We start from the raw sequence: 20,919 nt of genomic DNA, 5'->3' as shown, positions 1-20,919 counted from the left end.
ACTTTGTTAAATAAATAATAACGCAGCCATAAAAATATGCATTTATTTACCATAAATTGTATAATATTCCTAAAATTAAATGTTAAAGTTACTTCAAACTGAATGATTTCTTTAATTCCATGTTATCCAGCAGTGTAAAGTATTGCTACACAATAGTATTTATTCTAAAATAAACTTTCCTTTTGAGCTATTTTATTAATATCCATTCTTGCGGCTGCACTAAAATGAAAAAGATAAAACTCGGAATACTAATTTCAGGTAGAGGATCAAACATGCAGGCTTTAATAGAAGCATGTCAAGATCAGAATTTCCCTGCTGAAACTGTGTGTGTTATCACAAATAATAGTGAAGCTGGAGGCCTTAAAATAGCAAAGCAAGCAGGAGTTTCAGCATTTGTTATTGAAGATAAGCCACTTGATACTGATAAAATTCATGAAATACTTGTTCAACATAAGGTTGATTTAATTTGCCTTGCAGGGTTTATGAGAATTATAAAGGCCAATTTCCTGAATAAATGGCATAACAAAGTTATAAATATTCATCCCTCTTTACTTCCGTCATTTAAGGGCCTAAATGCTCAGGAGCAAGCTCTGAAAGCGGGTGTAAAAATTACAGGATGTACTGTGCATTATGTTACTCCTGAAATTGATGCTGGAGCCATAATCGCTCAATCTACTGTTCCAGTGTTACCAAATGATGATGTTCACAGTCTCTCAGAGCGCATTCTAGCTGAAGAGCATAAGTGTTATGTAAAAGCAGTAAGATCAATAGCAGAAGGTATTAACTATTGACCTTGAGCGCTTCTTCCAACTTCAACAAAAAATAAATTTTCAGGATTCAGTAAAGAATTTGCCAGCTTATTTACTTCCTCTAATTTAACGTCGTTGATAGTATTTACATAATTATTTATACGGCTAACATCACGATCATTTATTTGCATATCATCCAATAGCATCGCTATACTTACATTATTGGATAGAAAAGAGAAGGTAAGGTCATTTACTAAACTGATTTTTGCATCCTTGAATAGTTGTTCGTCAATTCCTTCCTCTTTTATTCTGCTAAATGTATCTTTTACTGCTGATATAGCTTTGCTAGCAGTGGAACTATCAGTACTCATAAATCCAGATATAATATTTCCATGCTTATTAGGAACATTACGTGCACTGACACCATAAGTAATACCTAGATTTTGTCTCAACTCTTTCATCAGTATTGAGTTTAGACTCATACCACCAAGCGCATTAATCAAAACACTAGCATTATAGTAATTAGGGTCTTCATATGCTATGCCTCTTTGAGAAAAAAGTATTACACTCTGTGGTATATCCATAAAAACGCTCTTACTTTCTGCAGGCCCAAATTCATTTTTTACAGATACCTTCCTAATTTTTGATCTTTTTGATGGTAACTTAGATAAATATTTATCGAGCAGCGTACTAACTTCTTCTTTTGTTGCACAACCAACAATACTAATAACTATATTATCCTTAGTAAAACTACGCTTTATGTATGTTAAAACATCGTCTCTAGTAATGCTCATTATAGTGTCTAGAGTTCCATATGGATCTCTTGAGTAAGGATGTTTTTTGAACAACAACGTATCCAACTCTTTTGCAGCAATAAAATAAGGATCTTTTTCAAAATTATTAAAGTTTACTTTGGCTTTTTCAAAAACTCTATTCAATCCTTCAGGATCAACTTTAGGACGCACTATAGCATCACTTAGTAGTGAAATTGCATCCTCTAGATTCTCAGATAAAGTATTTAATGAAACCCTAAATGCTTCTAAACCAGCAATAAAATTTAAACTAATTCCTTTATCCTCAAGCTTTTTTACAAAATCTTTGGCATCATTCTTTCCTGCTCCTTCTTGAATTACAAGAGAAGTAAACCAAGCAAGTCCCTGCTTTTCTGCACTTTCATACACGTAACCTGCATCTTTGAATGATATATTGAGTGAAACTTTTGGTAAATCACGGTTTTTAACAAACAGAAACTTAAGCCCTTTATTAGTAGTAACCTCCTCTATATTTAGGTGGCTGCTCGCCTGCAAATTAAAGCCTAGACAGAAAAAAAGTAGAAATAAAAGTTTACTTACTCTCATCATTATTACCTCCTTTTGGCAGCAAACGGCCGACTAATTTATTAGTAGAAAAAATAGTACGAATTTTGTGATTTACATCTTTCAGATTGACATCATTAATTTTGCTATATGAAATGTCTATTTCATCAAGTGGGATACCTAGTGCTAGACGTGGTATATAAAACATTGCTACACTAGTTAAATCAGATAGATTATCAAACTGTGCTGCTTTGTATTTAGACTTTGTGCTTTGCAACTCTTCACTTGTTATTTCTTCAGAGGTAAAGTGATTAATAGAATTTTCTAACTCTCTTGCAACAGCATCCAAATCTACCCCGCTTTTTGGAGTTACCCGAATCTCAATGTAACCATTACTAAAAGCTAAGCTATTATAATAAGCAAACACTTCTACTGCTACATTCTTATCTAGAACTAAATCTTTATATAGCTTACTAGACTTGCCATTCCCCAAAACATCAACTGCCAAATCAACAGGAAAAGTTTCACTTATTTGCTCAAATAAAGGAATACTATAGCGAAAGTATAAAACTGGCTCTTTCACTTCAGTGCTTTCTAAAATTACCGATATATCTGCATTATGTATTGAATCTTGGTTCGGATAATGCTTAACTACAGGCTCAGCTTTAATTGCACCATATTTTTCCTTTGCTAATTCCGCTACTTCTTCAAATTCTACATCACCAACAACGAGCAGTATAGCATTACCTGGATGATAATAGTTATCATGAAACCTTGTTATGTCATCTTGATTGTAAGTTTTAATATCGCTCTCCCAACCAATAACAGACCTACCATAGCCATTACGATAAAATGCACTGTTCATTTCCTCCCATAGTAAAGCTTCAGGATTATTATCAAATCTCATCTTTCTTTCTTCTAATACGATATTTTTTTCTCTATCTATTTTGTCTTGAGTAACATCAAAATTGCCCATTCTGTCTGCTTCAATTTCCATTGCTAGTGGTAAATCTTTTTTGAGAACTAATTCGTAGTAGCAGGTGTATTCTTTAGTGGTAAAAGCATTAAATTGGGCCCCAATGCTGCCCAAAGTGGATTCTATGTCTTTAAATTTTCCTGTAGTTTCAAACATTAAGTGTTCAAAGTAGTGAGCCAAGCCTGCTTTGCCAATTGGGTCATCCATTCCCCCAACTTTATATATTATTGCATGAAAAACAGCTGGAATTCGGTGATTAGGTACTACATAAACATCCAATCCGTTACTGAGCTTAGCATGCTTTATGATTTCAGCTTCCAAAGAAATCGGACAAATAAAAAAAAACACAGATAGTATAAAAAAACTAAAGAATTTGCGAAGCATTATTTCATTCCTCATTTTGCTTAGAGATAGACCTATCATATATATACCACTTATATAACAATCTACACATTCCACAAACTACAGATAGATCTGCTAAATTAAAGGCTGGCCAATACCAATCATTGATATGAAAATATATGAAGTCATATACAGCTCCCCAATAGATTCTATCAATTACATTTCCGATCGCTCCACCAATCATCAGAGAAAAACTAAGGTAAATTGACTTATCATTAGATTTATATATCAAGTATGCAAGTATACCAATTATTAATATTGAACATGCTGAAAAAAAGAAGCTGCCATGCGGCAGAGTACTACACATTCCAAAGCTAATTCCTGAATTCCAAACTTCAACTAATTTCATAAAACTAGTAATCTCGATTGACTCCCCCTCATCAATCAAAGAGTTTATATACAATTTACTTGTTTGATCGAATAATACTATAATCAATATAATAATTAAACATATCCTTTTCATAAATTTATCTTTAACTGGTAAGCCTTCATTATATCACGATCTATCTGTTTTGTTAACTCGTTAATACTATGGAATTTTTTTTCTGCCCTAATAAATTTTAAAAGTTGTATATCAACCTTAAAATTGTATACATTTTCGTTGAAGTCAAATATATGCATTTCTACTATAGGTTTTTTTAAGTCCTTAAATGTAGGTCTCATACCAATGTTGACTACTCCATATAGCCAACTTGAACTATTTTCAGAAAATGCAACTTTGGCGTAATATGTACCAAGCTTAGGTTTTATCATGTAATCTTCTATCAGAATGTTTATGGTTGGAAACCCTATTTCTCTACCTCTACATGCACCTTTTGTTACAATACCAGAAACTTGATAAGACCTACCAAGCAATTTATTAGCAACTTCTATTTCGCCTTTTTGTAAACACTCTCTGATTGAGGAAGAAGAGCAAATTTTTCTATCGATTATCAATGGCTCTAATTTAGTTAAAGAATATTCATACATCTGAGAATATTTTTCTAGAGTTAATATGTTACCCAATCGTTTGTGACCAAAAGTACAACTTTCTCCAACAGTTATATGTTTAGCACCATACTTCTTTACCAAAATCTTACCAATAAAGTCATCGCAGCTAACCTCAGAAAAACCTCTACTAAAATTAATAATATACAAGTAATCTATACCATAGCTGCTGATTAGTTCCTTTTTTTGTTCTTGGTCTATTAACCTAAAATTGTTCCTACTAAATAAAACAGTTGATGGGTGAGGCTCAAAAGTTAAAACTGCAGAGGGTAATCCTCTTTCTTGTGCTACCTCCTTTAGATTGGAAATTGCAAACTTATGTCCTAAATGAACGCCATCAAAATTTCCGAAAGTTAGTGCCACATTATCTTTTATCCCTTGCGCACAGTTGTAAATAATTTTCATACAATTTGATATTTTATATATATTTTATATATATTTTTTATATAAAATAGTTGTATTTTATGAACTATGGAGATAAATCGTGAAAAACACTAAAGGAAAAGTTGTAATATATGTGAAGAAGTACTGCCCATTCTGCAAGAAAGCAAAAGAGTTATTGGATGAAAAAGGTGTGAAATACGAAGAAATTGATGTACTTAGAAACTCGGATTTGTTTGACGGTATAAAATCAAAATATAACGTCAGGACAGTTCCACAAATTTTTATTACTGATGAAAATGGTGATTATGTACATCATATTGCTGGATGTGACAAATTGATGGATCTTGAAAAAGAAGGAAAGTTGGATAATATGTTAAATAACAATGAAGATAGCATTAATGCAACAGCTTACACAAGTGGCAGTGATGAACACGAGGGATGTAATATAATACATAATGAAGATTTTATGTGATTTTTTTGTCTTACTGTTGCTGGCATACCCACTTTAAATAATTTTTAATGAATTAAAAATACAATTCATCTAGTGAGTTTTTTTAGTGGGAAAAAATGATAAAAAATATTATAATTGTTAGCAAAAACTTAATTAGTATTGAATTAATTAACAAACAAGATTTAGAGAGTTTCATCAAGATTTTCACAGTGCTTGATAAGCATATAGCAGCTAAAACTCTTTTTACAGAAGAAGTGACAATAGAGTATAAACAACACAATTGCATAGAAGTTGTTGAATTGATAAAAGATACAGGTTTTACATATCATGATGTTGAGAATGTGTTAAATCACCTAAGTAATCATGGAATGAAAGTACCAAGTAGCGTTATAGCAAGCACCCTTTCTTCTTCATACAATCACGCACTTGAGTCTAAGGATGTAGTATTTGCCTGTTCTAAAGGGTTGCCACAATTTTACATCAGGGTAAATAAGAATACCTTTATAATGACTCCTATAAGTGAAGAGAATCTGGAATTGAATTCGCAAAATAGCAAAATGCTTATAGAGTCATTAAAGAGCGAAAAAAGCACTTATGATTGCATAGTGGAAGAAAATATCATCAAAGTTATAGTGCATTCTAAAATACATCAGGCTATAAACTCGATTATAAAATCACTGATAAAGTCTTGCCTTTTAGCAAGAGATGAAGAAGAAAAATTCAAAGAGAAATTGAGACAACTTGCTTTTAAAGATCAAGCTTTCGTTGAGTATTCTAGCATCAAAACCATTCATAGATATCCGAATAACCATCCTCTGAGAAAGCATGAAAGTGTTATTAAAGATATAGAAAATATTTTATGTGATTTCATAATAAATGAGAACAGCGGGTTTACTATAGAGCGGTTAAATAGACTGGGCTCAGAAGTCTCTCCAAATACTCCAAGAATCATCACTAAAACTATAGATAAGCTTGTTAAGTTTCACTAAAATGTTGTTGGAATGGTTTTAGCCAATGTCTACATATATCTGATTTTACTGATTGAGTGGAGCAATTGAGCTGCTCTCTGTCATCCCAGCGTTTAACACTGGGATGATTTCGTTGTATGGTATCTTGTATAGTATTTTACAAATTCACATAGCTATTTCAAATTTACCCATATCAATGTCAGTAAATTTATTGAGAAAATATCACTTAGTTCTTTAAATTTATGTTTTTGGATATATATTAATCATTTATTTTCAAAGCCTCAATAAAAGCATTTTGTGGGATGTTTATGTTTCCCACAGAATGCAATCTTTTCTTACCTTTCTTCTGCTTTTCAAGCAGCTTCATCCTTCGTGTGACGTCTCCACCATAGAGCTTGGCTGTTACATCTTTTCTATATGGGTTAATCGTTTCTCTAGCAATAATTTTTCCTCCTACTGCCGCTTGAATCGCGATTTTATATTGCTGGCGTGGTATCAAGTCTTTCAAACGTGCACATATTTCACGGCCTCTTTTTTCTGCCCTGCTTTTATGAACAATGCAGGCTAACGCATCCACAGGTTCTCCATTAACTAAAAAACTTAATTTATCTATCTGACTTTCCTGATAATCGGATATTTCCCAATCTAAACTTGCATATCCCTTGGAAATTGATTTTAGTCTATCGTAAAAATCAAAAACAACCTCAGACAGCGGTAATTTATACTTCAGTAGTGCTGTTGTCGTATTACCAACATAAGATAAATCCTGCTGTTCTCCTCTCCTCTCTTCACACAGAGATAGAATCTCTCCTAAATATTGATCAGGTACCATTATAGTTGCAGTGATCCACGGTTCTTCCACTATTTCAATTTTTGTAGGGTCTGGCATATCGCTTGGGTTATGGATATTTAAAGCTTTACCATGTTGTGTTGCAACTTTATATATAACACTCGGTGCAGTTGCTGTTAGATCTAAATCAAATTCTCTTTCGAGTCTTTCTTGAATGACTTCAAGATGTAGCATTCCTAAGAAACCGCAACGAAATCCATAACCTAGGGCATTTGACGTTTCAGCATCAAATGTAAAACTAGCATCATTTAAATGTAATTTTTCTAGTGCTTCCCTTAAATATTTAAAATCATCTGTGTTATTGGGAAAAATACTGCAAAATACTACAGGATGTACTTCTTTAAAGCCAGGTAATGCCTTGCTGCACGGCCTTTTCTCTTCAGTAATAGTGTCTCCTACTTTGCAGTCTGCTACTTCTTTCATTGAAGCAGTTATAAAACCAACTTCACCTGCTGAAAGTTCACCAGTCATAACTTTTTTAGGAGTGAAAATACCGATATTATCGACCTGATATGTAGCATTATTAGACATCATAACGATTCTCATGCCTTTTTTTAGTACTCCATTTTTAACTCGCACTAAAATTACTACTCCTAGGTAAGGATCATACCAACTATCAACTAAAATTGCTTGCAGTGGAGCATTTGTATCACCTTGAGGAGCGGGAAGTTTTGTCACTATAGCTTCAAGTACATCCTTTATCCCAAGACCAGTTTTTGCCGATATCAAAATTGACTCAGTTGCATCAATTCCGATTACCTCTTCAATCTGAAGCTTTATCCTTTCTGGATCTGCAGCAGGAAGATCGACTTTATTAAGCACAACTATTATCTCATGATTATTGTCAATTGCCTTGTAGACATTTGCCAGAGTCTGAGCTTCAACTCCTTGGCTGCTATCTACTACCAAAAGTGAGCCTTCACATGCGGCTAAGCTTCGGCTGACTTCATATGAAAAGTCAACATGACCTGGAGTGTCCATGAGATTTAAGCAATATTGATTACCATCATTTGCAGTATAGTTGAGCCTTACCGTCTGTGCTTTAATTGTAATCCCACGTTCGCGTTCTATATCCATCGAATCAAGCACTTGATTGGTCATTTCTCTTGCTTCAAGGCCGTTACATTTCTCTATTAAACGGTCAGCAAGCGTTGACTTACCGTGGTCTATATGCGCTATTATTGCAAAATTTCTTATGTTGTTCATTTATGGCCCACTATACTTAATTAGTGAAACTATTTTACATTTTAAGTGTTGTGAGGGCAATTATTTATTAAGAGACTATTTACTCCTTCAACATAGACGACACTTTTTTCGAGCAGGAAATAACCTTATTAACCATATAGTTTTCATGATTATTATCTATTTTAGGCAACTCATACAGATAATTTACCATCATTCCAGCCGACTGACTAATACCCTTTTCAGAAGTATCCGCCATCCAGTTTAGTTGTCTTATCGATGCACCATTGCTTAAATGAAAATGCGCCACCGGGTCATAAGCATTTCGATTACTATTGTTCACTTTTAGTAAATAATATACACATAGTTTAAGCAAGCATTGTTTTACTGCACTTTCACATTCAATGTTAGTTTTTAATTGCTCTGCACTTTCTAAAATTTCTGCACTAGATTGTTTTATATTTAGTTTGCCCAATAAAGTGACATCTTGGTTTAGATTGTTTTTTAGCCATTTCGTAAAGCCAGGTATTGGAGAAAGAGTTGCGTATGTTTTTATACTTTTAAACTCTTGTGATAGCTTTTCTACAACCCTTTTGATCAAAAAATTACCAAGGCTGATTCCAGATAAACCAGTTTGAGTGTTTGATATTGAATAGAATATAGCAGTGCTTGCACTACTTGGATCACTTGAAGGCACTGATTCATCTAAAAGGTGTTGGATGCTATCTGCAATCTTATTCACCAATGCAACCTCTACAAAAATTAGAGGTTCGTTCGGTATCTTGTAATGAAAAAAAGCAAAACAGAGATGATCAGAATCTAGTCTGTTTTTTAGGTCACCCCAAGAGGAAATTTTATGTACAGCTTCATATTTTATAAGTTTTTCCAACAATGATGCAGGTGAATCCCAGGTGATTTGATGAAGATCAAGTAGATCAACATCAACCAAAGTACAGAGTATATTTTTTAATTCATTTTCTAGAGGATTTAGATTTTCATATTGGTTCTTTAGCTTAAGCACATCAGAGCGCATATCAACAATAAACTTAAGACCTTCTGGTAAGGAGATAAACTGCTTCAATATTTTAGAGCGTGGTGATTCAAGGACTTTTATTAAGTCTTGTTCAAACTTATAGCTCGACTCAGAATCTTGATTTTTCTTATATACTTTTATTTCTTCATCTATTTTCGTTTTATCCGGATTGAACTTTTCTGCCAGGGTTTGTAAAAATTTTATTTGACCTGCCTCTGATAAACTCAAGTACAAATTACCAAGAGATACGGTGTTCTTACGTGCTGAGACTTCACCCCCCTTTGGGTTTAAGCATTCGTTCATCTTCAAGACTAAACTATTGATATCGCGACTACTACTTAAATCAGGGCCAATATTGCCAACCCATGACCTTACAGCATCTGCTACTTCACCTAATATTTTAAAAAAGCCCTTTGTTGCTTTCTTATCTTCAACTTTTACTATATCAGTTTTTGCTAATGATTCTTTTGTCATATGTCCCTTTTATCGTGTATCTATCTTAATTTAAAGAAAAATCTTAGTCTACAAAGAAGGCATATATTTTCATGGCACAACTATTTTGCAATCTATTAAAATTTTCGTAAAGAGAGTTAGATTTTTAATTTCATTATTTCTCTTACAAAAGTACTTTTATTATAAAAATGCCCTTTTGCCTCTTTCTTTTCCGGGTAAGGCTGATTTTTTAATTACCTAGTCGAAGTTACTTAATTTTTACACATCTATTGTAAAGTACAAAATCTGACTTTGGAATGAAAATGCTAGCTGATGCTTGGACTTTATTGATACTTACGCTACTTGAAACTATACTTGGTATAGACAATTTAATCTTTATTTCTCTAGCAATAGATAAGGTGCCAAATCTGCTGAGAGAAAGAGCCCGCCTGATAGGTTTTGGCTTGGCGCTATTGATGCGTTTTGTAATACTATTTTTTATATCACATATATTATCAATGGAAAAGCCTATATTTCACTCTGTATCACTAGATATTTCAGTAAAAGATTTGCTTATGATTGCAGGAGGGTTATTCCTTATTGTTAAAAGTTCTATGGAGTTATGGAGCGAAATTTTTGTACATAAGGAGAACAAAACAAAGGCAAACGTTAAATCACAATTTTTTTTAGTTGTGCTACAAATTATATTAATAGATTTAGTTTTTTCTGTTGATTCAATATTAACTGCTATAGCATTAACTCATAATATGATAATCATTGCTATAGCATTTACATTTTCCATATTAGCAATGCTATTTTCATCAAGTTATACCGCTCAGTTAATAAAATCCAGCCCAAGCTTAAAAGTAATTGCCATTCTATTTATTTTACTCATCGGTATATATTTAATACTTGAAGGACTTCACATAGAGCTACCAAAAGCATGTTTGTATTCTTCATTCATGTTTGCATTGCTTGTGGAAGCTATAAGCAAAATAAAGACAATGCGGCCTTGAAATTATTTTCTACAAAGCAAAAGTCTAATTTTTATTCCGGTGTGTGACGAATATCTGTACGAACATTTCGATGTCATCCGAGTAGCTGACACAGATTCTTTTTTTCTGGATTCCAGCGTTACGCGCTGGAATGACATTAAATAGTTTTCCTTAAAATTTGAGTTATGCAAGCAGCCTCTTTGCTGTGATTCGAGTAGCTGAAACTGGAATGAAATTACTGCTACTCCCACTCAATAGTTGCTGGTGGTTTGGAAGTTAAATCATACACAACTCGATTTACTCCGGAAACTTTGTTAATAATTATACTACTGACGTCTTGCAAAAACCTCCAAAATACTAACGAATGTTGATCTTTATTTTCAAATGGAAATGCATCAGCTGTCATGCCATCAGATGAAGTCACAGCCCTTAAAGCGCAAACATATCCGTATGTACGATTATCTCCCATAACTCCCACAGTTTTTACTGGTAACAGTACAGCAAAAGCCTGCCATATTTTATCATACAGATCATAATTTTTCATTGTGTTGATATATATTTCATCTACTTCTTGCAATATTCGTACCTTTTCTTCATCAACCTCACCTATGATCCTCACTGCAAGTCCAGGTCCAGGAAATGGATGTTGAAATATTATCTCATCTGAAAGCCCAATTTCTTTGCCAAGCAGCCTTACTTCATCTTTAAAGAGATAGCGTAAAGGTTCTACTAGTTTCAGATTCATTTTTTCTGGCAACCCACCAACATTGTGATGAGATTTAATTGTACTAGTGTTTCCTGAAGCGTGACCTGATTCAACTACATCAGAGTAAATGGTGCCTTGCATTAAAAAATCCACATCACCTATTTTTTTTGCCTCTTCTTCAAATACTTCGATAAAAGTATTGCCGATAATTTTTCGCTTTTCTTCCGGATCAGTTATTCCCTTTAACCTACTTAAAAACAAGTTTGATTTATCAACGTAATTTATTGGAATTTCTTTTAACATAGCAGTGGTCTGGCTCTTACGCAATAACCCAGTATCGATAAAAATACAGTTTAATTGTTTTCCTATAGCTTTGTGTGTAAGAACTGCTGCAACACTTGAATCAACCCCTCCACTTACTGCAGCAATTACTTTTCTCCCCCCTACTAAGTTTTGAATTTTTTCCTTCTGTTTTTCAATGAATGACTTCATTGTCCAATCTCTCTCACAATTTGCAATATCTAAGAAATTAGAGAGAAGTTTACTACCATTTGTCGTGGGCTTAACTTCAGGATGGAACTGAGTACAGTAAATCTTCCGCTGTTCGTTGGCAATTATTGCGATTGTTTTATTTATTATACCTGAGGCAATAGCAGTAAATCCTTGCGGTATAGTTTCGACACTGTCTGCATGGTTCATTAGCACATCGACTTCGGAATTAACATCCCAAGTATCCTTTATAATTGGGGATTCTTTTAGTATCTTGATTTTAGTTTTGCCAAATTCCTGATTGAATTCTTTTCTTACCTTTGCCCCGAAATAATGACAAATGAGTTGCTGTCCATAACATATTCCAAGTATAGGAGTGTTTATTGTTTCGTTAAGTTTTATAATTTTATGTGCTACTTCACTTACTTCAGAGCAATTGTCATTTACAGATTGCGGTCCTCCAGAAAAAATAAATCCATTGAATTTTGATACTGTTTCGAAATCGATATTGCTTGGAAATATTTCACAGTAAACGCCCATTTCCCTGATTTGTCTTGCAATAAGCTGTGTAAACTGTGAACCAAAATCAATAACGGCAATTGCTGACAATGTGCTCCTCCATATTATTTAAAGCAATATTTGATAATAAAGAAAACAATAAAGTAAGTAAACTAAGACCTGTTTAAAAACTTTAATATATGACTAAAGTAACTTAAATTTACCGCAACAGATTTATGATTAAGCTGTCTTAATTATCATTCTGATACTCTCTTCTTATCATAATAGCAACCCCAACATCTTTCCTTAAGTTGATACCATTGCCTGAACGGATACGTTTAATATATATATAAATTCCTATCTTTTATATCTAATAAACCAAGTGTTGGTACGATTGTTGCTTTCAGGAAGATGACGGTTTCTACTGTCTTAGCCAGTTTTTGACTTTTGATGCAATAAGTTTTGGTTATCTTTTCTATGCTCTATAAGCCCACCAATTACCATAACTTCGCCGCTCTTAATTTTTAACGTAGAGTGCATTTCTCTGGTTTCAATAATTGGAATGTCACTATTTAATTTCATTTTATTCTGTTGTGCGACATATTCTATATTTGGGTCTTTAGTGTAATTGTTAATTCTTGATAAGGTTGGGTGTATATCCATAAATATTTCGTTAGTATCAATGTTAATGCTTGGGTGGATTATTAACACCACACCTATTGGAGTGCTATTCATCTTGGTAATTAAGGCATGATTGGAGTTTTCGGTATCTTTCTGTATATCGGAAGTAAAATAGATATGGTTTTTAGTAAATGAAATCATTGCTTGCTGATTATTTATAGCATGTACTCTAGGGCTTGAAATTACGGTTGAAGTGCCAAACTTGTCTAAAGTTTTTACTAAATTTTCTAAATCAGAGTTCATTACCAGGCTAGTAATGGAACTATCTTGATTTGTTATAGATTTTGTTTCATTATGCAAATCATTTAAGTTGATACCAGAAAGGTATTTATCGTCTAATACAACTTCAACTATTTTGGCCTCTATCATTACTTGAGAAGACGCCAGTCTCTTAACTTTATTAATATATTCTTCAACAGCTTTATGAATATCCTTCCTGGCATTCAGAATAATGACACCAGCTTCTCTGTTGGATGAAAGAAATTCACCATCATCCATTCCATTAACATCCATTATTGCATTTAAGCCTTTTTCTAATGAACTCCATAAGTCACTTCTATATTGAGACTTTCTAACATTCCTGTCAGCATCGCTGCTTGTAACATTGCCACTAACGACAAAATTGCTTTGAGCAGAGTGTTGAATATTGATGAAGTCTACATAATAATTTTGTGCGTATGGCAAATCCTGTTCAATTCTAATTACACCATTATTCATTGAGTAACGCAATTTGGCGCTGTTGGCTATACTCTGAATTACTTCATTTATATTCTTATCCTTTAGCTTTAAAATAATATTACCTGATATCTGGGGATCTATGTCTAAGTTAACGTCAGAAAGTTTTCCTATCTCAATCAGTAAATCCTTTACTGGTACTTTTTCATCAACATTAATCGAAAGAAACTGGTTACTGGTTGTAAGATCGGGAAACTCTACCGGTAAAGGTATCATTTCTGGTATTGCTGGTTCGTTATTCTTCAAAGGAGTATTATATTGTTGCAACGAATAATCGTGCTTATAATTGTCTATATTAACAGAATGTTGCTTGTTAGGTAGATGTGTACAAGAAATAATGAAAAGGAGTATTAAACATTTTAAAATAGCCATGAGGGCAGCATACAAATCTATACTAATAGTTTTCTATAAAAATGTTAAAAATGTATTTAATTGTATCCGTTCAGGGGAGTGGTTTAAGAAATGATAGATAGGAGATTATGAAAAAGGTTTAGCCGCATAGAAGTAGGATGAAAAGAAGCACTGGTTTCACATACGTCTGAACAGACACCATTTTACAGCATTTTAAATTTGTCCTGTGAAATGTTTGTACAGTTGCGATAAAAATTACTTGACAAATTTTGACAGCTTTGTTATTTTGATAGTGAAGATATTCTAGAGCTCTAAATCTATCTTCGTCTGCAGACTTTTCAACTTCATTAATTTATAACCTCTAGTTAAAGTATATTGTACTTATGTATAGATAACTTCTATCATAGCTATATACATTTTTCTGAGTTTTTTTATATTACTTAGGAGGATCATCATGTTTAAAATCATGGATTACGCATATCATTGACATAAATGCCTTAAAAGGACAGATGGTACCTACGTCCTCTTTATATAGGTTATGTATTTGTTCAGATACGACTACATTGTGTCTAGTGTAGAAAAAATTAGACAAATTCAGCCTTATATAGAACCAAATTCAACGTAAGTAGAATTATCCTCATTTCCATAATAGTAAGGATTTGCTTCTTGTGTATTATTAACAGCAGTTTTTAATAGTACTTCCTTATCACTATTCCATGCAACTTTCTCCATAATTGGAATATAATCCTTACACTTTTGATTGTCTCCACAATCCTTGATTTTACCATCATCATTTAGATAACGCTTCAATGCATCATAGTATACTTTATTGTTATTACCTTCTTTATCTATCATTTGTCCTAAGGTATTAACAAGTATCAATGGTGCAACTTGTTTTGCTTTTACAACACTTGTTTCACTGGACTCTCTAAAGAGATTAGGACATGCTCTTCTGGAAAAAAAGCTCTTGTTGAATTCTGGATTACTACGGTAAACGTTCGGGTAACAGAAACTCTTAATCTCTTCTTCTTGACACGCTAACTCTCTTTGATCATCCACACATTTTTCACATTCTATATTACCAAGCCAGGATATTGAATTAAGATCCTCTGTGAAGGCAAATTTAAAATTTACTGCACCATAATTACCATTTGCTCCCTCTTCTATATATTTTGCAATCTTAGGATTACTGTACATCTCAGGATATAATTCCTTTAGTAAATCAGATGCACTAAAACCTTGACAACCTATCTTATTATCAACTTTATAAAAATGAGAATACGGCCCACAATTTTCATACTTGGAACAATCTGAGGTTACTTTTCGAGATGTAATTTCTCCATTTTCATTCTCTCCTTCATCGGTAACAGGTTCGCCCGTACCACTTCCTTTTTTACATTCTTCAGCTATTTTTTTATACCACTCAGTCTCTGCTTTTGCTCGCTTAACCTCCTCTGCGCATTTCGTAAGTTCCTTTTCTGCGAGTTCAAAAGCTTCTATTACTATTGGAACTGGATTTGTAAATCGCTTCTCAGTCGTAGTTTCACCCTCAGTCATCTCGTCTATACCTTCTTTACCATAAAAAAGTTTGTTGTTATATAAATAACTATTATTAATTTGGTCACTATAGGTGTTTTTTGACATAGGAACCTCCTCTACAGTCAAAACTGGGATTACATAAAAGTATAAGTATCTACCTGAATATAAAGAAACCACAGTTCAAGAAATCTCAGGTTAATTCAGAAATTATTATAAGCTAAAGTAATTAAAAATTTAATAACTTGCATTATAAATATAGCATAATAACCAATAATTAGATTTTCTTTCAATTTCTATCTTATCTTCACCAGCTTTACATAGAGCACATCTTTATTCACTAGAGAATCATGATTCTTCTACTTGCATGTGATTAATCACTATAATCTTGAAGTGTGGTTTGTACGTAATTAGTTCTGGAACTTGCCAATGGATGATTGCTCTACATTTTAATCTCTGTCGCTGTTCACAACATTACACTCTGGAACTATATGCCTAATATCGCATGCTGATTTCTCTCTTTATCTTCTGCAAATTAATTAAATGAAGGGCATTAAGTATCCACACTACTAAAAAGAATGTTGCACAAAATATAAACATTGCAATGAGTGGCAGCAGTAAAGAACCTTCTATTGCTACTCCACCTTTTCTAAAAATACTTGCTGGCTGATGAAGAGTAGACCATAAATTCACAGAAAATTTTACTATGGGAATATTTATAGCACTAAAAATGGCAAATACTGCTGATGATTTCTCTGCTCTTGCTTGATTATCAAAAGCACTCCACAATGAAAGATAACCAACATACAGAAAAAACAAAATCAGCATTGAAGTAAGCCTTGCATCCCATACCCACCAAGTACCCCATGTTCCTTTTCCCCAGACGCTACCTGTGATTAAGCATATTGCCGAAAAGACTGTCCCTGCAGGAGCAGCAGCATGTGCCAAGACACTGGCAATACTATTGTTCCATACCAATGAAATAAAACTAAGTGATGCAATGAGTCCGTATATTCCAAGAGCAAGCCATGCAGAAGGCACATGAAGATACATAATTCGTACGATTTCTCCTTGTTTATAATCTCCTGGGGAGAAGAATAATGCTAAGAACATTCCAATTAAAAAATATGCAAGACAAATAACCCCAAGCCAAGGCAGGGCTTTCTTAGAAAAATGGGAGAAATTTGTAGGCTTTAATAAAAACATTCGTTTTTGAGAATAATTGTGTTAAGAATTTATCAATTAGTTTGAGTTTTATCAACAAGATAGTTTTTCTATATTTACGTAGTATAATAGATTAGCACAATTTCAGTAGCAGATTGCTTGCTATTATTTTTAGTATAACGTTGATGACCCTTAAAAAGCTTAACCTACACTTAGTGTCAGATTCAAGTGGTGAAACTGTTATATCAGTTGCAAAATCAGCTCTGAAACACTTTCGTTCTGTAGAAACGATCGAATATGTTTGGTCTTTCGTAAAAGGAGAAGAGCAGATTGACAAAATTTTAGAGGAAATTAATAGAAAAAGTGATGAGCATAACTTTGTTATATGTACTATTACTGATGATGGACTCAGAAAATATCTAAAAGATAATTGTATCAAGTTAAAAATTCCATATAGAGCAATATTATCACATATTATTAGAGAAATTTCATCCTATCTTGAAATTGAAAAAGATGAAAAACTTGACCTATATACTGAAATAAATAACGAATATTTTCAGCGCATTGAGGCAATAAACTATACCATTAATCATGATGATGGACAAAATATTCAAGATATTGATAAAGCCGATATAATTTTGGTTGGAGTTTCACGCACATCAAAATCTCCCACCAGTATGTATTTAGCTTACCGAGGCTATAAAGTTGCAAATGTTCCTTTTGTTAGCGAGATACCCTTTTACGTCGACTTAGCAAAATTAAAAAATAAACTGACTATAGGAGTAACAATAGAAGTAAGAAGGCTAATAGAAATACGCAAAAATAGACTGACTTCAATTAATAATGAAGGTAATAATATATATGCTGACCCTAGAAAAGTAGAAAAGGAAATTAAAGAAGCGGAGGAGTTCTTTAAGCAAAATAACTGGCCAATTATTGATGTTACGCAAAGGTCGATCGAAGAAGTATCAGCAACAATTATACAATATTTTAATAAAATGTGAAAAATTTATCAATTGACTAACTCTCTGTCAGTGATCATAATGTAAGGTAATTCTATTCTTACTATAGATATGAAAGTTAAAGGGTCACTAAAATCTCATCGTAACAGAGATAAAAATTGTAAAGTTGTGAAAAGGGGTGGTAAAGTTTATATTATAAATAAGGTAAAGCCAAGATGTAAAGCGCGTCAAGGTTCTTAGCTTTTTGTTTGCCTTTTTATGTCATATGTTTTTCATATGGAAGCATGGTTAGAAAGAAACAAAAATTGTTGTATTTAACCATAGCACTGCCCATTTCTTCTCTTACATTATATTTTGGTATTAACCTGATTACAGGCAGACGTGGCTTGTTAACATTAATTAACTTAAAAAAAGAAATTAATTACGTGCGTCAACAAGTCCATGAATTTTAGTTTCACCCTAAGCCCTCTTGAGCTTGAGAATTTTTTCTATATATAGGCTGAGCATGAATGACATCTGATCATCAATTATGCAAATCTGGATCTTGTTGTGCATACTTAAGTCATTTTGCCAAAATTCCCTTTTTGCATCACCTTTTAAACCTCTTGTGTATACTTCTGTAATTGCAGTAAATTTTTGATCATTGGCAGCCATTTCTCCACACTGCTTCCATACATGCTCTCAACTTCTTCTCGCTTTTACTGTGTATTCCTTTTGTGCTCTTTAAAACGGTACCTTCTATATATATCTTTATTGTCATTAGGCTAAGTTACCGCTTTTTTTCCATTTTTATACTTCCTGCCCTTGATTAATTTGACCTGCTAACATTTTGTTTACAGGGCCTGCTATTAACTCTGCACAATTTATTCTTATGGTAAAAACTTCTTCTTCACTCTTATTTTTCCTTAACTTGACGCATATGGTTTGTTAAATACTTCCGTCTGTCAAGGAATTTCTACTCATGAAGGTTATGGCTTGGAAGATTACTGAAATTTTGAAAAATGTAGTCTACTTCTATATTCAAATATATCAAGCAGTAATTCAAAATTAGCTATTGTACCTTTTGCACTATTATATGCAAGGTTGAGCAATTCTCTGTCCTCATATAAATCAGCAAATTTAAACTCCATGCACCCTGATTGTTTTGTGCCTAGAATATCTCCGCTACCCCTCAGCATCATATCCTTTTCAGCAATATAAAATCCATCTTGTGACTCACACATAATCTTTAACTTTGAATACGAACTTTTACTGAGATTGTCATATAACAGTACACAAAAAGACGGTTTATTTCCTCGTCCTACTCTACCTCTTAACTGATGTAATTGCGATAACCCGAACTGCTCTGCATTCTCTATAATCATAATAGTTGCATCTGGTACATCTATGCCAACTTCTATCACAGTGGTTGCAACAAGCAGAGAAAATTCATTCCTCTTGAAGGAAAACATCACTTGATCTTTCTGCTCTTGAGTTAGTTTTCCATGTATTATTCCAACTCTATCAAAAAATGTCTTTTTTAGTTCCTGAAAGCGCATTTCTGCTGCGGCAATATTGAGTTCTTCGTTTTCTTCTATATATGGACAAATCCAATATGCTTTTTCGCCTCTATTTATAGCATCTTTCAGTCTTTGAATAATATCTGATACTTTTTTAACGTTCATAATAACGGTTTTTATTGGCAATCTAGATTTTGGTTTTTCCCTTAAAATAGAACATTCAACATCACCATACATAGCTTGCTGCAAGGTTCTTGGAATGGGAGTTGCAGTAACAAAAAGTATATCGGTATTTTCTCCTTTTCCTACCAACCGATTCCTCTGCATCACTCCAAATCGCTGTTGTTCGTCTATGACTGCGAGTCCTAAATTTTTAAATGTAACGTTGGCTTGAAATAATGCATGAGTACCAATTACTATATTTAAAATACCACTTGCAAGTTCGTTCATAATAATCTTTCTTTCCTTGCGCGCAGTTTTACCGGTAAGCAAAGCAACTTTTATATCAGTACAAGATAGAGTTTCTTCGATCCAATTATAATGTTGCTCCGCTAAGATAGTGGTTGGTGCCATTAAAGCTGCTTGCATGTTATTTTCTACCACATTTAGCATCGCAAAGAGTGCAACTACAGTTTTGCCACTCCCAACGTCACCTTGCAGCAGACTTACCATACGGTATCTGGATTTTTGTCTTTCTGAGATTTCATCTATCGCTCGAATTTGATCATTTGTTAATTGGAACGGTAATTCATTTAAGACCTGCTCTTTGTATTTACTCAATATTATAAATTCTTTTCCCTCTTTTTTTACATGATTTTCCCTTGCAAGCTTTAGTGCCAACTGGTACGCAAATAGCTCATCATAAGCAAGTCTTTCTCTGTAAACTTCTGCTTCTGCGAGTGAGCTCGGTCTGTGCAATCTTATGATGCTTTCTTTCCAATTCAGCCATTTCTTTTGCTTGATTAATGTTTCATCTATCCACTCTGGCAAATCAGGCAAATCTTTTAGATTAGAACTTATTATGTTTCTAATGCTCTTGTTAGTAATACCGCGACATAATTGGTAAATTGGCTCTATGCAGGCTATTTCTTTAAATTGATTGATATCAGATAACATATAATCTGGGTGAGTAATTTGCCAATGTTCGGCAAACTTTTCAAGTTTACCACTGATTACTATATCTGTTCCAACTGGAAATAATTTATACAAATATTTAACTGAGTAATTAAAAAAAACTATAAATAAATACTGACTTTCACTTTCAACGATTATTTTATATGGCCTACCTCTAACAGTGGGGCGCTGGTGCTCATACACTTTTGCCACAAAAGTTGTAAATTCTCCCACCTGAGCATCAGGTAGTGATTTACTTCTATCCACATAACTGAGCGGCCTATAAAACAGCAAGTCCATTACTCTGTCTCCACCGCAAAGTTTAGGCAATATTGCGGAATGAAACCTTGGTATATTCTCAATTTTACTATTTAGAAAAGTCAGCACACTTGACTGCTCATCAACATTCATACTGTGTAAAACCGTTTATTCATAATAGAGCCTTACTAAAATCCTGTCA

The 20,919-nt window shown here is 33.3% G+C and carries 17 protein-coding genes and 1 pseudogene; 6 read left to right on the top strand and 12 right to left on the bottom strand.

The annotated features are described in order from the left end of the window. Positions 1 to 224: 224 nt before the first annotated feature. Entirely contained in the window at positions 225 to 791 is a 567-nt protein-coding gene (gene purN / locus AAGD63_RS04065) for a phosphoribosylglycinamide formyltransferase (RefSeq protein WP_341813114.1), read from the top strand. Here purN and AAGD63_RS04060 read toward each other — a convergent pair. The 4 genes from AAGD63_RS04060 to ribF are packed head-to-tail and all read right to left on the bottom strand — an operon-like array spanning position 785 to position 4,835. Next, positions 785 to 2,107 (bottom strand): pitrilysin family protein, encoded by a 1,323-nt coding sequence (locus AAGD63_RS04060; RefSeq protein ID WP_341813797.1) that lies wholly within the window; start codon positions 2,105 to 2,107, stop codon positions 785 to 787. The two genes, purN and AAGD63_RS04060, sit on opposite strands and share 7 nt — an antisense overlap. Then, on the bottom strand, positions 2,094 to 3,425 hold the full coding sequence (locus AAGD63_RS04055; protein WP_264331222.1) for a M16 family metallopeptidase: 1,332 nt from the start codon (positions 3,423 to 3,425) through the stop codon (positions 2,094 to 2,096). Before AAGD63_RS04055 ends, AAGD63_RS04060 begins: the two co-directional genes overlap by 14 nt. A 4-nt stretch (positions 3,426 to 3,429) precedes the next feature. Next, a complete protein-coding gene (gene lspA / locus AAGD63_RS04050; protein ID WP_341813113.1) occupies positions 3,430 to 3,906 on the bottom strand; it encodes a signal peptidase II in 477 nt (158 codons plus the stop codon). Beyond that, entirely contained in the window at positions 3,903 to 4,835 is a 933-nt protein-coding gene (ribF, locus tag AAGD63_RS04045; RefSeq protein ID WP_341813112.1) for a riboflavin biosynthesis protein RibF, read from the bottom strand. Before ribF ends, lspA begins: the two co-directional genes overlap by 4 nt. Positions 4,836 to 4,914: 79 nt before the next feature. On the opposite strand from ribF, the gene AAGD63_RS04040 reads away from it, so the two are divergent. Next, complete coding sequence (locus AAGD63_RS04040; RefSeq protein ID WP_006015443.1) at positions 4,915 to 5,286, top strand: glutaredoxin; 372 nt, start codon at positions 4,915 to 4,917, stop codon at positions 5,284 to 5,286. Positions 5,287 to 5,381: 95 nt separating this feature from the next. Further along, complete coding sequence (locus tag AAGD63_RS04035; protein WP_341813111.1) at positions 5,382 to 6,254, top strand: hypothetical protein; 873 nt, start codon at positions 5,382 to 5,384, stop codon at positions 6,252 to 6,254. Positions 6,255 to 6,492: 238 nt separating this feature from the next. Here AAGD63_RS04035 and lepA read toward each other — a convergent pair whose 3' ends face one another. Next, complete coding sequence (gene lepA / locus AAGD63_RS04030; RefSeq protein ID WP_341813110.1) at positions 6,493 to 8,289, bottom strand: translation elongation factor 4; 1,797 nt, start codon at positions 8,287 to 8,289, stop codon at positions 6,493 to 6,495. Between the two features lie 79 nt (positions 8,290 to 8,368). Then, entirely contained in the window at positions 8,369 to 9,772 is a 1,404-nt protein-coding gene (locus AAGD63_RS04025; protein ID WP_341813109.1) for a malonyl-CoA decarboxylase, read from the bottom strand. A 281-nt stretch (positions 9,773 to 10,053) separates the two neighbouring features. Here AAGD63_RS04025 and AAGD63_RS04020 point away from each other — a divergent pair, with 281 nt between their 5' ends. Further along, positions 10,054 to 10,746: a TerC family protein gene (locus tag AAGD63_RS04020; protein ID WP_143689513.1), complete on the top strand. Its 693-nt coding sequence runs from the start codon at positions 10,054 to 10,056 to the stop codon at positions 10,744 to 10,746. A 220-nt stretch (positions 10,747 to 10,966) separates the two neighbouring features. On the opposite strand, the gene guaA is transcribed toward AAGD63_RS04020, so the two are convergent. The 4 genes and pseudogenes from guaA to ccmC all read right to left on the bottom strand — a co-directional run bounded on the left by guaA (position 10,967) and on the right by ccmC (position 16,927). Further along, positions 10,967 to 12,529 carry a glutamine-hydrolyzing GMP synthase gene (guaA, locus tag AAGD63_RS04015; RefSeq protein ID WP_341813108.1) on the bottom strand — a complete coding sequence of 521 codons (1,563 nt, stop codon included), beginning with the start codon at positions 12,527 to 12,529 and terminating at the stop codon, positions 10,967 to 10,969. Positions 12,530 to 12,756: 227 nt separating this feature from the next. Further along, positions 12,757 to 14,221: pseudogene (locus AAGD63_RS04010) on the bottom strand (secretion system protein). Positions 14,222 to 14,785: 564 nt separating this feature from the next. Beyond that, on the bottom strand, positions 14,786 to 15,829 hold the full coding sequence (locus AAGD63_RS04005) for a hypothetical protein (RefSeq protein ID WP_341813107.1): 1,044 nt from the start codon (positions 15,827 to 15,829) through the stop codon (positions 14,786 to 14,788). A 387-nt stretch (positions 15,830 to 16,216) separates the two neighbouring features. Continuing rightward, a complete protein-coding gene (gene ccmC / locus AAGD63_RS04000; protein ID WP_006015382.1) occupies positions 16,217 to 16,927 on the bottom strand; it encodes a heme ABC transporter permease CcmC in 711 nt (236 codons plus the stop codon). Positions 16,928 to 17,070: 143 nt separating this feature from the next. Here ccmC and AAGD63_RS03995 point away from each other — a divergent pair, with 143 nt between their 5' ends. Together AAGD63_RS03995 and ykgO are read left to right on the top strand one after the other, a co-directional pair. Continuing rightward, positions 17,071 to 17,889 carry a pyruvate, water dikinase regulatory protein gene (locus AAGD63_RS03995; RefSeq protein ID WP_341813796.1) on the top strand — a complete coding sequence of 273 codons (819 nt, stop codon included), beginning with the start codon at positions 17,071 to 17,073 and terminating at the stop codon, positions 17,887 to 17,889. Between the two features lie 69 nt (positions 17,890 to 17,958). After that, positions 17,959 to 18,087, top strand: coding sequence for a type B 50S ribosomal protein L36 (gene ykgO, locus AAGD63_RS03990; RefSeq protein ID WP_006015378.1), 129 nt, complete (start codon positions 17,959 to 17,961; stop codon positions 18,085 to 18,087). Between the two features lie 219 nt (positions 18,088 to 18,306). Here ykgO and AAGD63_RS03985 read toward each other — a convergent pair whose 3' ends face one another. Both AAGD63_RS03985 and recG read right to left on the bottom strand, forming a co-directional pair. Further along, positions 18,307 to 18,501 (bottom strand): hypothetical protein, encoded by a 195-nt coding sequence (locus tag AAGD63_RS03985; RefSeq protein ID WP_341813106.1) that lies wholly within the window; start codon positions 18,499 to 18,501, stop codon positions 18,307 to 18,309. A gap of 329 nt (positions 18,502 to 18,830) precedes the next feature. Next, positions 18,831 to 20,870 carry an ATP-dependent DNA helicase RecG gene (recG, locus tag AAGD63_RS03980; RefSeq protein ID WP_341813105.1) on the bottom strand — a complete coding sequence of 680 codons (2,040 nt, stop codon included), beginning with the start codon at positions 20,868 to 20,870 and terminating at the stop codon, positions 18,831 to 18,833. Positions 20,871 to 20,919 lie beyond the last annotated feature (49 nt).

The sequence above is a fragment of the Wolbachia endosymbiont (group B) of Germaria angustata genome, assembly GCF_964026725.1.
Taxonomy (GTDB): Bacteria; Pseudomonadota; Alphaproteobacteria; order Rickettsiales; family Anaplasmataceae; genus Wolbachia; species Wolbachia pipientis_C.
Note: the sequence above shows the minus strand (reverse complement) of the source record. Positions and strands in the feature narration are given on the sequence as shown.

What these genes read in the sequence shown, in the direction of transcription:
- AAGD63_RS04060 (WP_341813797.1), bottom strand. Translation starts at nt 2,107, where the DNA reads ATGAGAGTAAGTAAACTTTTATTTCTACTTTTTTTCTGTCTAGGCTTT.
- ribF (WP_341813112.1), bottom strand. Translation starts at nt 4,835, where the DNA reads ATGAAAATTATTTACAACTGTGCGCAAGGGATAAAAGATAATGTGGCA.
- ccmC (WP_006015382.1), bottom strand. Translation starts at nt 16,927, where the DNA reads ATGTTTTTATTAAAGCCTACAAATTTCTCCCATTTTTCTAAGAAAGCC.
- recG (WP_341813105.1), bottom strand. Translation starts at nt 20,870, where the DNA reads ATGAATGTTGATGAGCAGTCAAGTGTGCTGACTTTTCTAAATAGTAAA.
- lspA (WP_341813113.1), bottom strand. Translation starts at nt 3,906, where the DNA reads ATGAAAAGGATATGTTTAATTATTATATTGATTATAGTATTATTCGAT.
- AAGD63_RS04055 (WP_264331222.1), bottom strand. Translation starts at nt 3,425, where the DNA reads ATGCTTCGCAAATTCTTTAGTTTTTTTATACTATCTGTGTTTTTTTTT.
- AAGD63_RS04025 (WP_341813109.1), bottom strand. Translation starts at nt 9,772, where the DNA reads ATGACAAAAGAATCATTAGCAAAAACTGATATAGTAAAAGTTGAAGAT.
- AAGD63_RS04035 (WP_341813111.1), top strand. Translation starts at nt 5,382, where the DNA reads ATGATAAAAAATATTATAATTGTTAGCAAAAACTTAATTAGTATTGAA.
- ykgO (WP_006015378.1), top strand. Translation starts at nt 17,959, where the DNA reads ATGAAAGTTAAAGGGTCACTAAAATCTCATCGTAACAGAGATAAAAAT.
- lepA (WP_341813110.1), bottom strand. Translation starts at nt 8,289, where the DNA reads ATGAACAACATAAGAAATTTTGCAATAATAGCGCATATAGACCACGGT.
- purN (WP_341813114.1), top strand. Translation starts at nt 225, where the DNA reads ATGAAAAAGATAAAACTCGGAATACTAATTTCAGGTAGAGGATCAAAC.
- AAGD63_RS03985 (WP_341813106.1), bottom strand. Translation starts at nt 18,501, where the DNA reads ATGGCTGCCAATGATCAAAAATTTACTGCAATTACAGAAGTATACACA.
- AAGD63_RS03995 (WP_341813796.1), top strand. Translation starts at nt 17,071, where the DNA reads ATGACCCTTAAAAAGCTTAACCTACACTTAGTGTCAGATTCAAGTGGT.
- AAGD63_RS04005 (WP_341813107.1), bottom strand. Translation starts at nt 15,829, where the DNA reads ATGTCAAAAAACACCTATAGTGACCAAATTAATAATAGTTATTTATAT.
- AAGD63_RS04020 (WP_143689513.1), top strand. Translation starts at nt 10,054, where the DNA reads ATGCTAGCTGATGCTTGGACTTTATTGATACTTACGCTACTTGAAACT.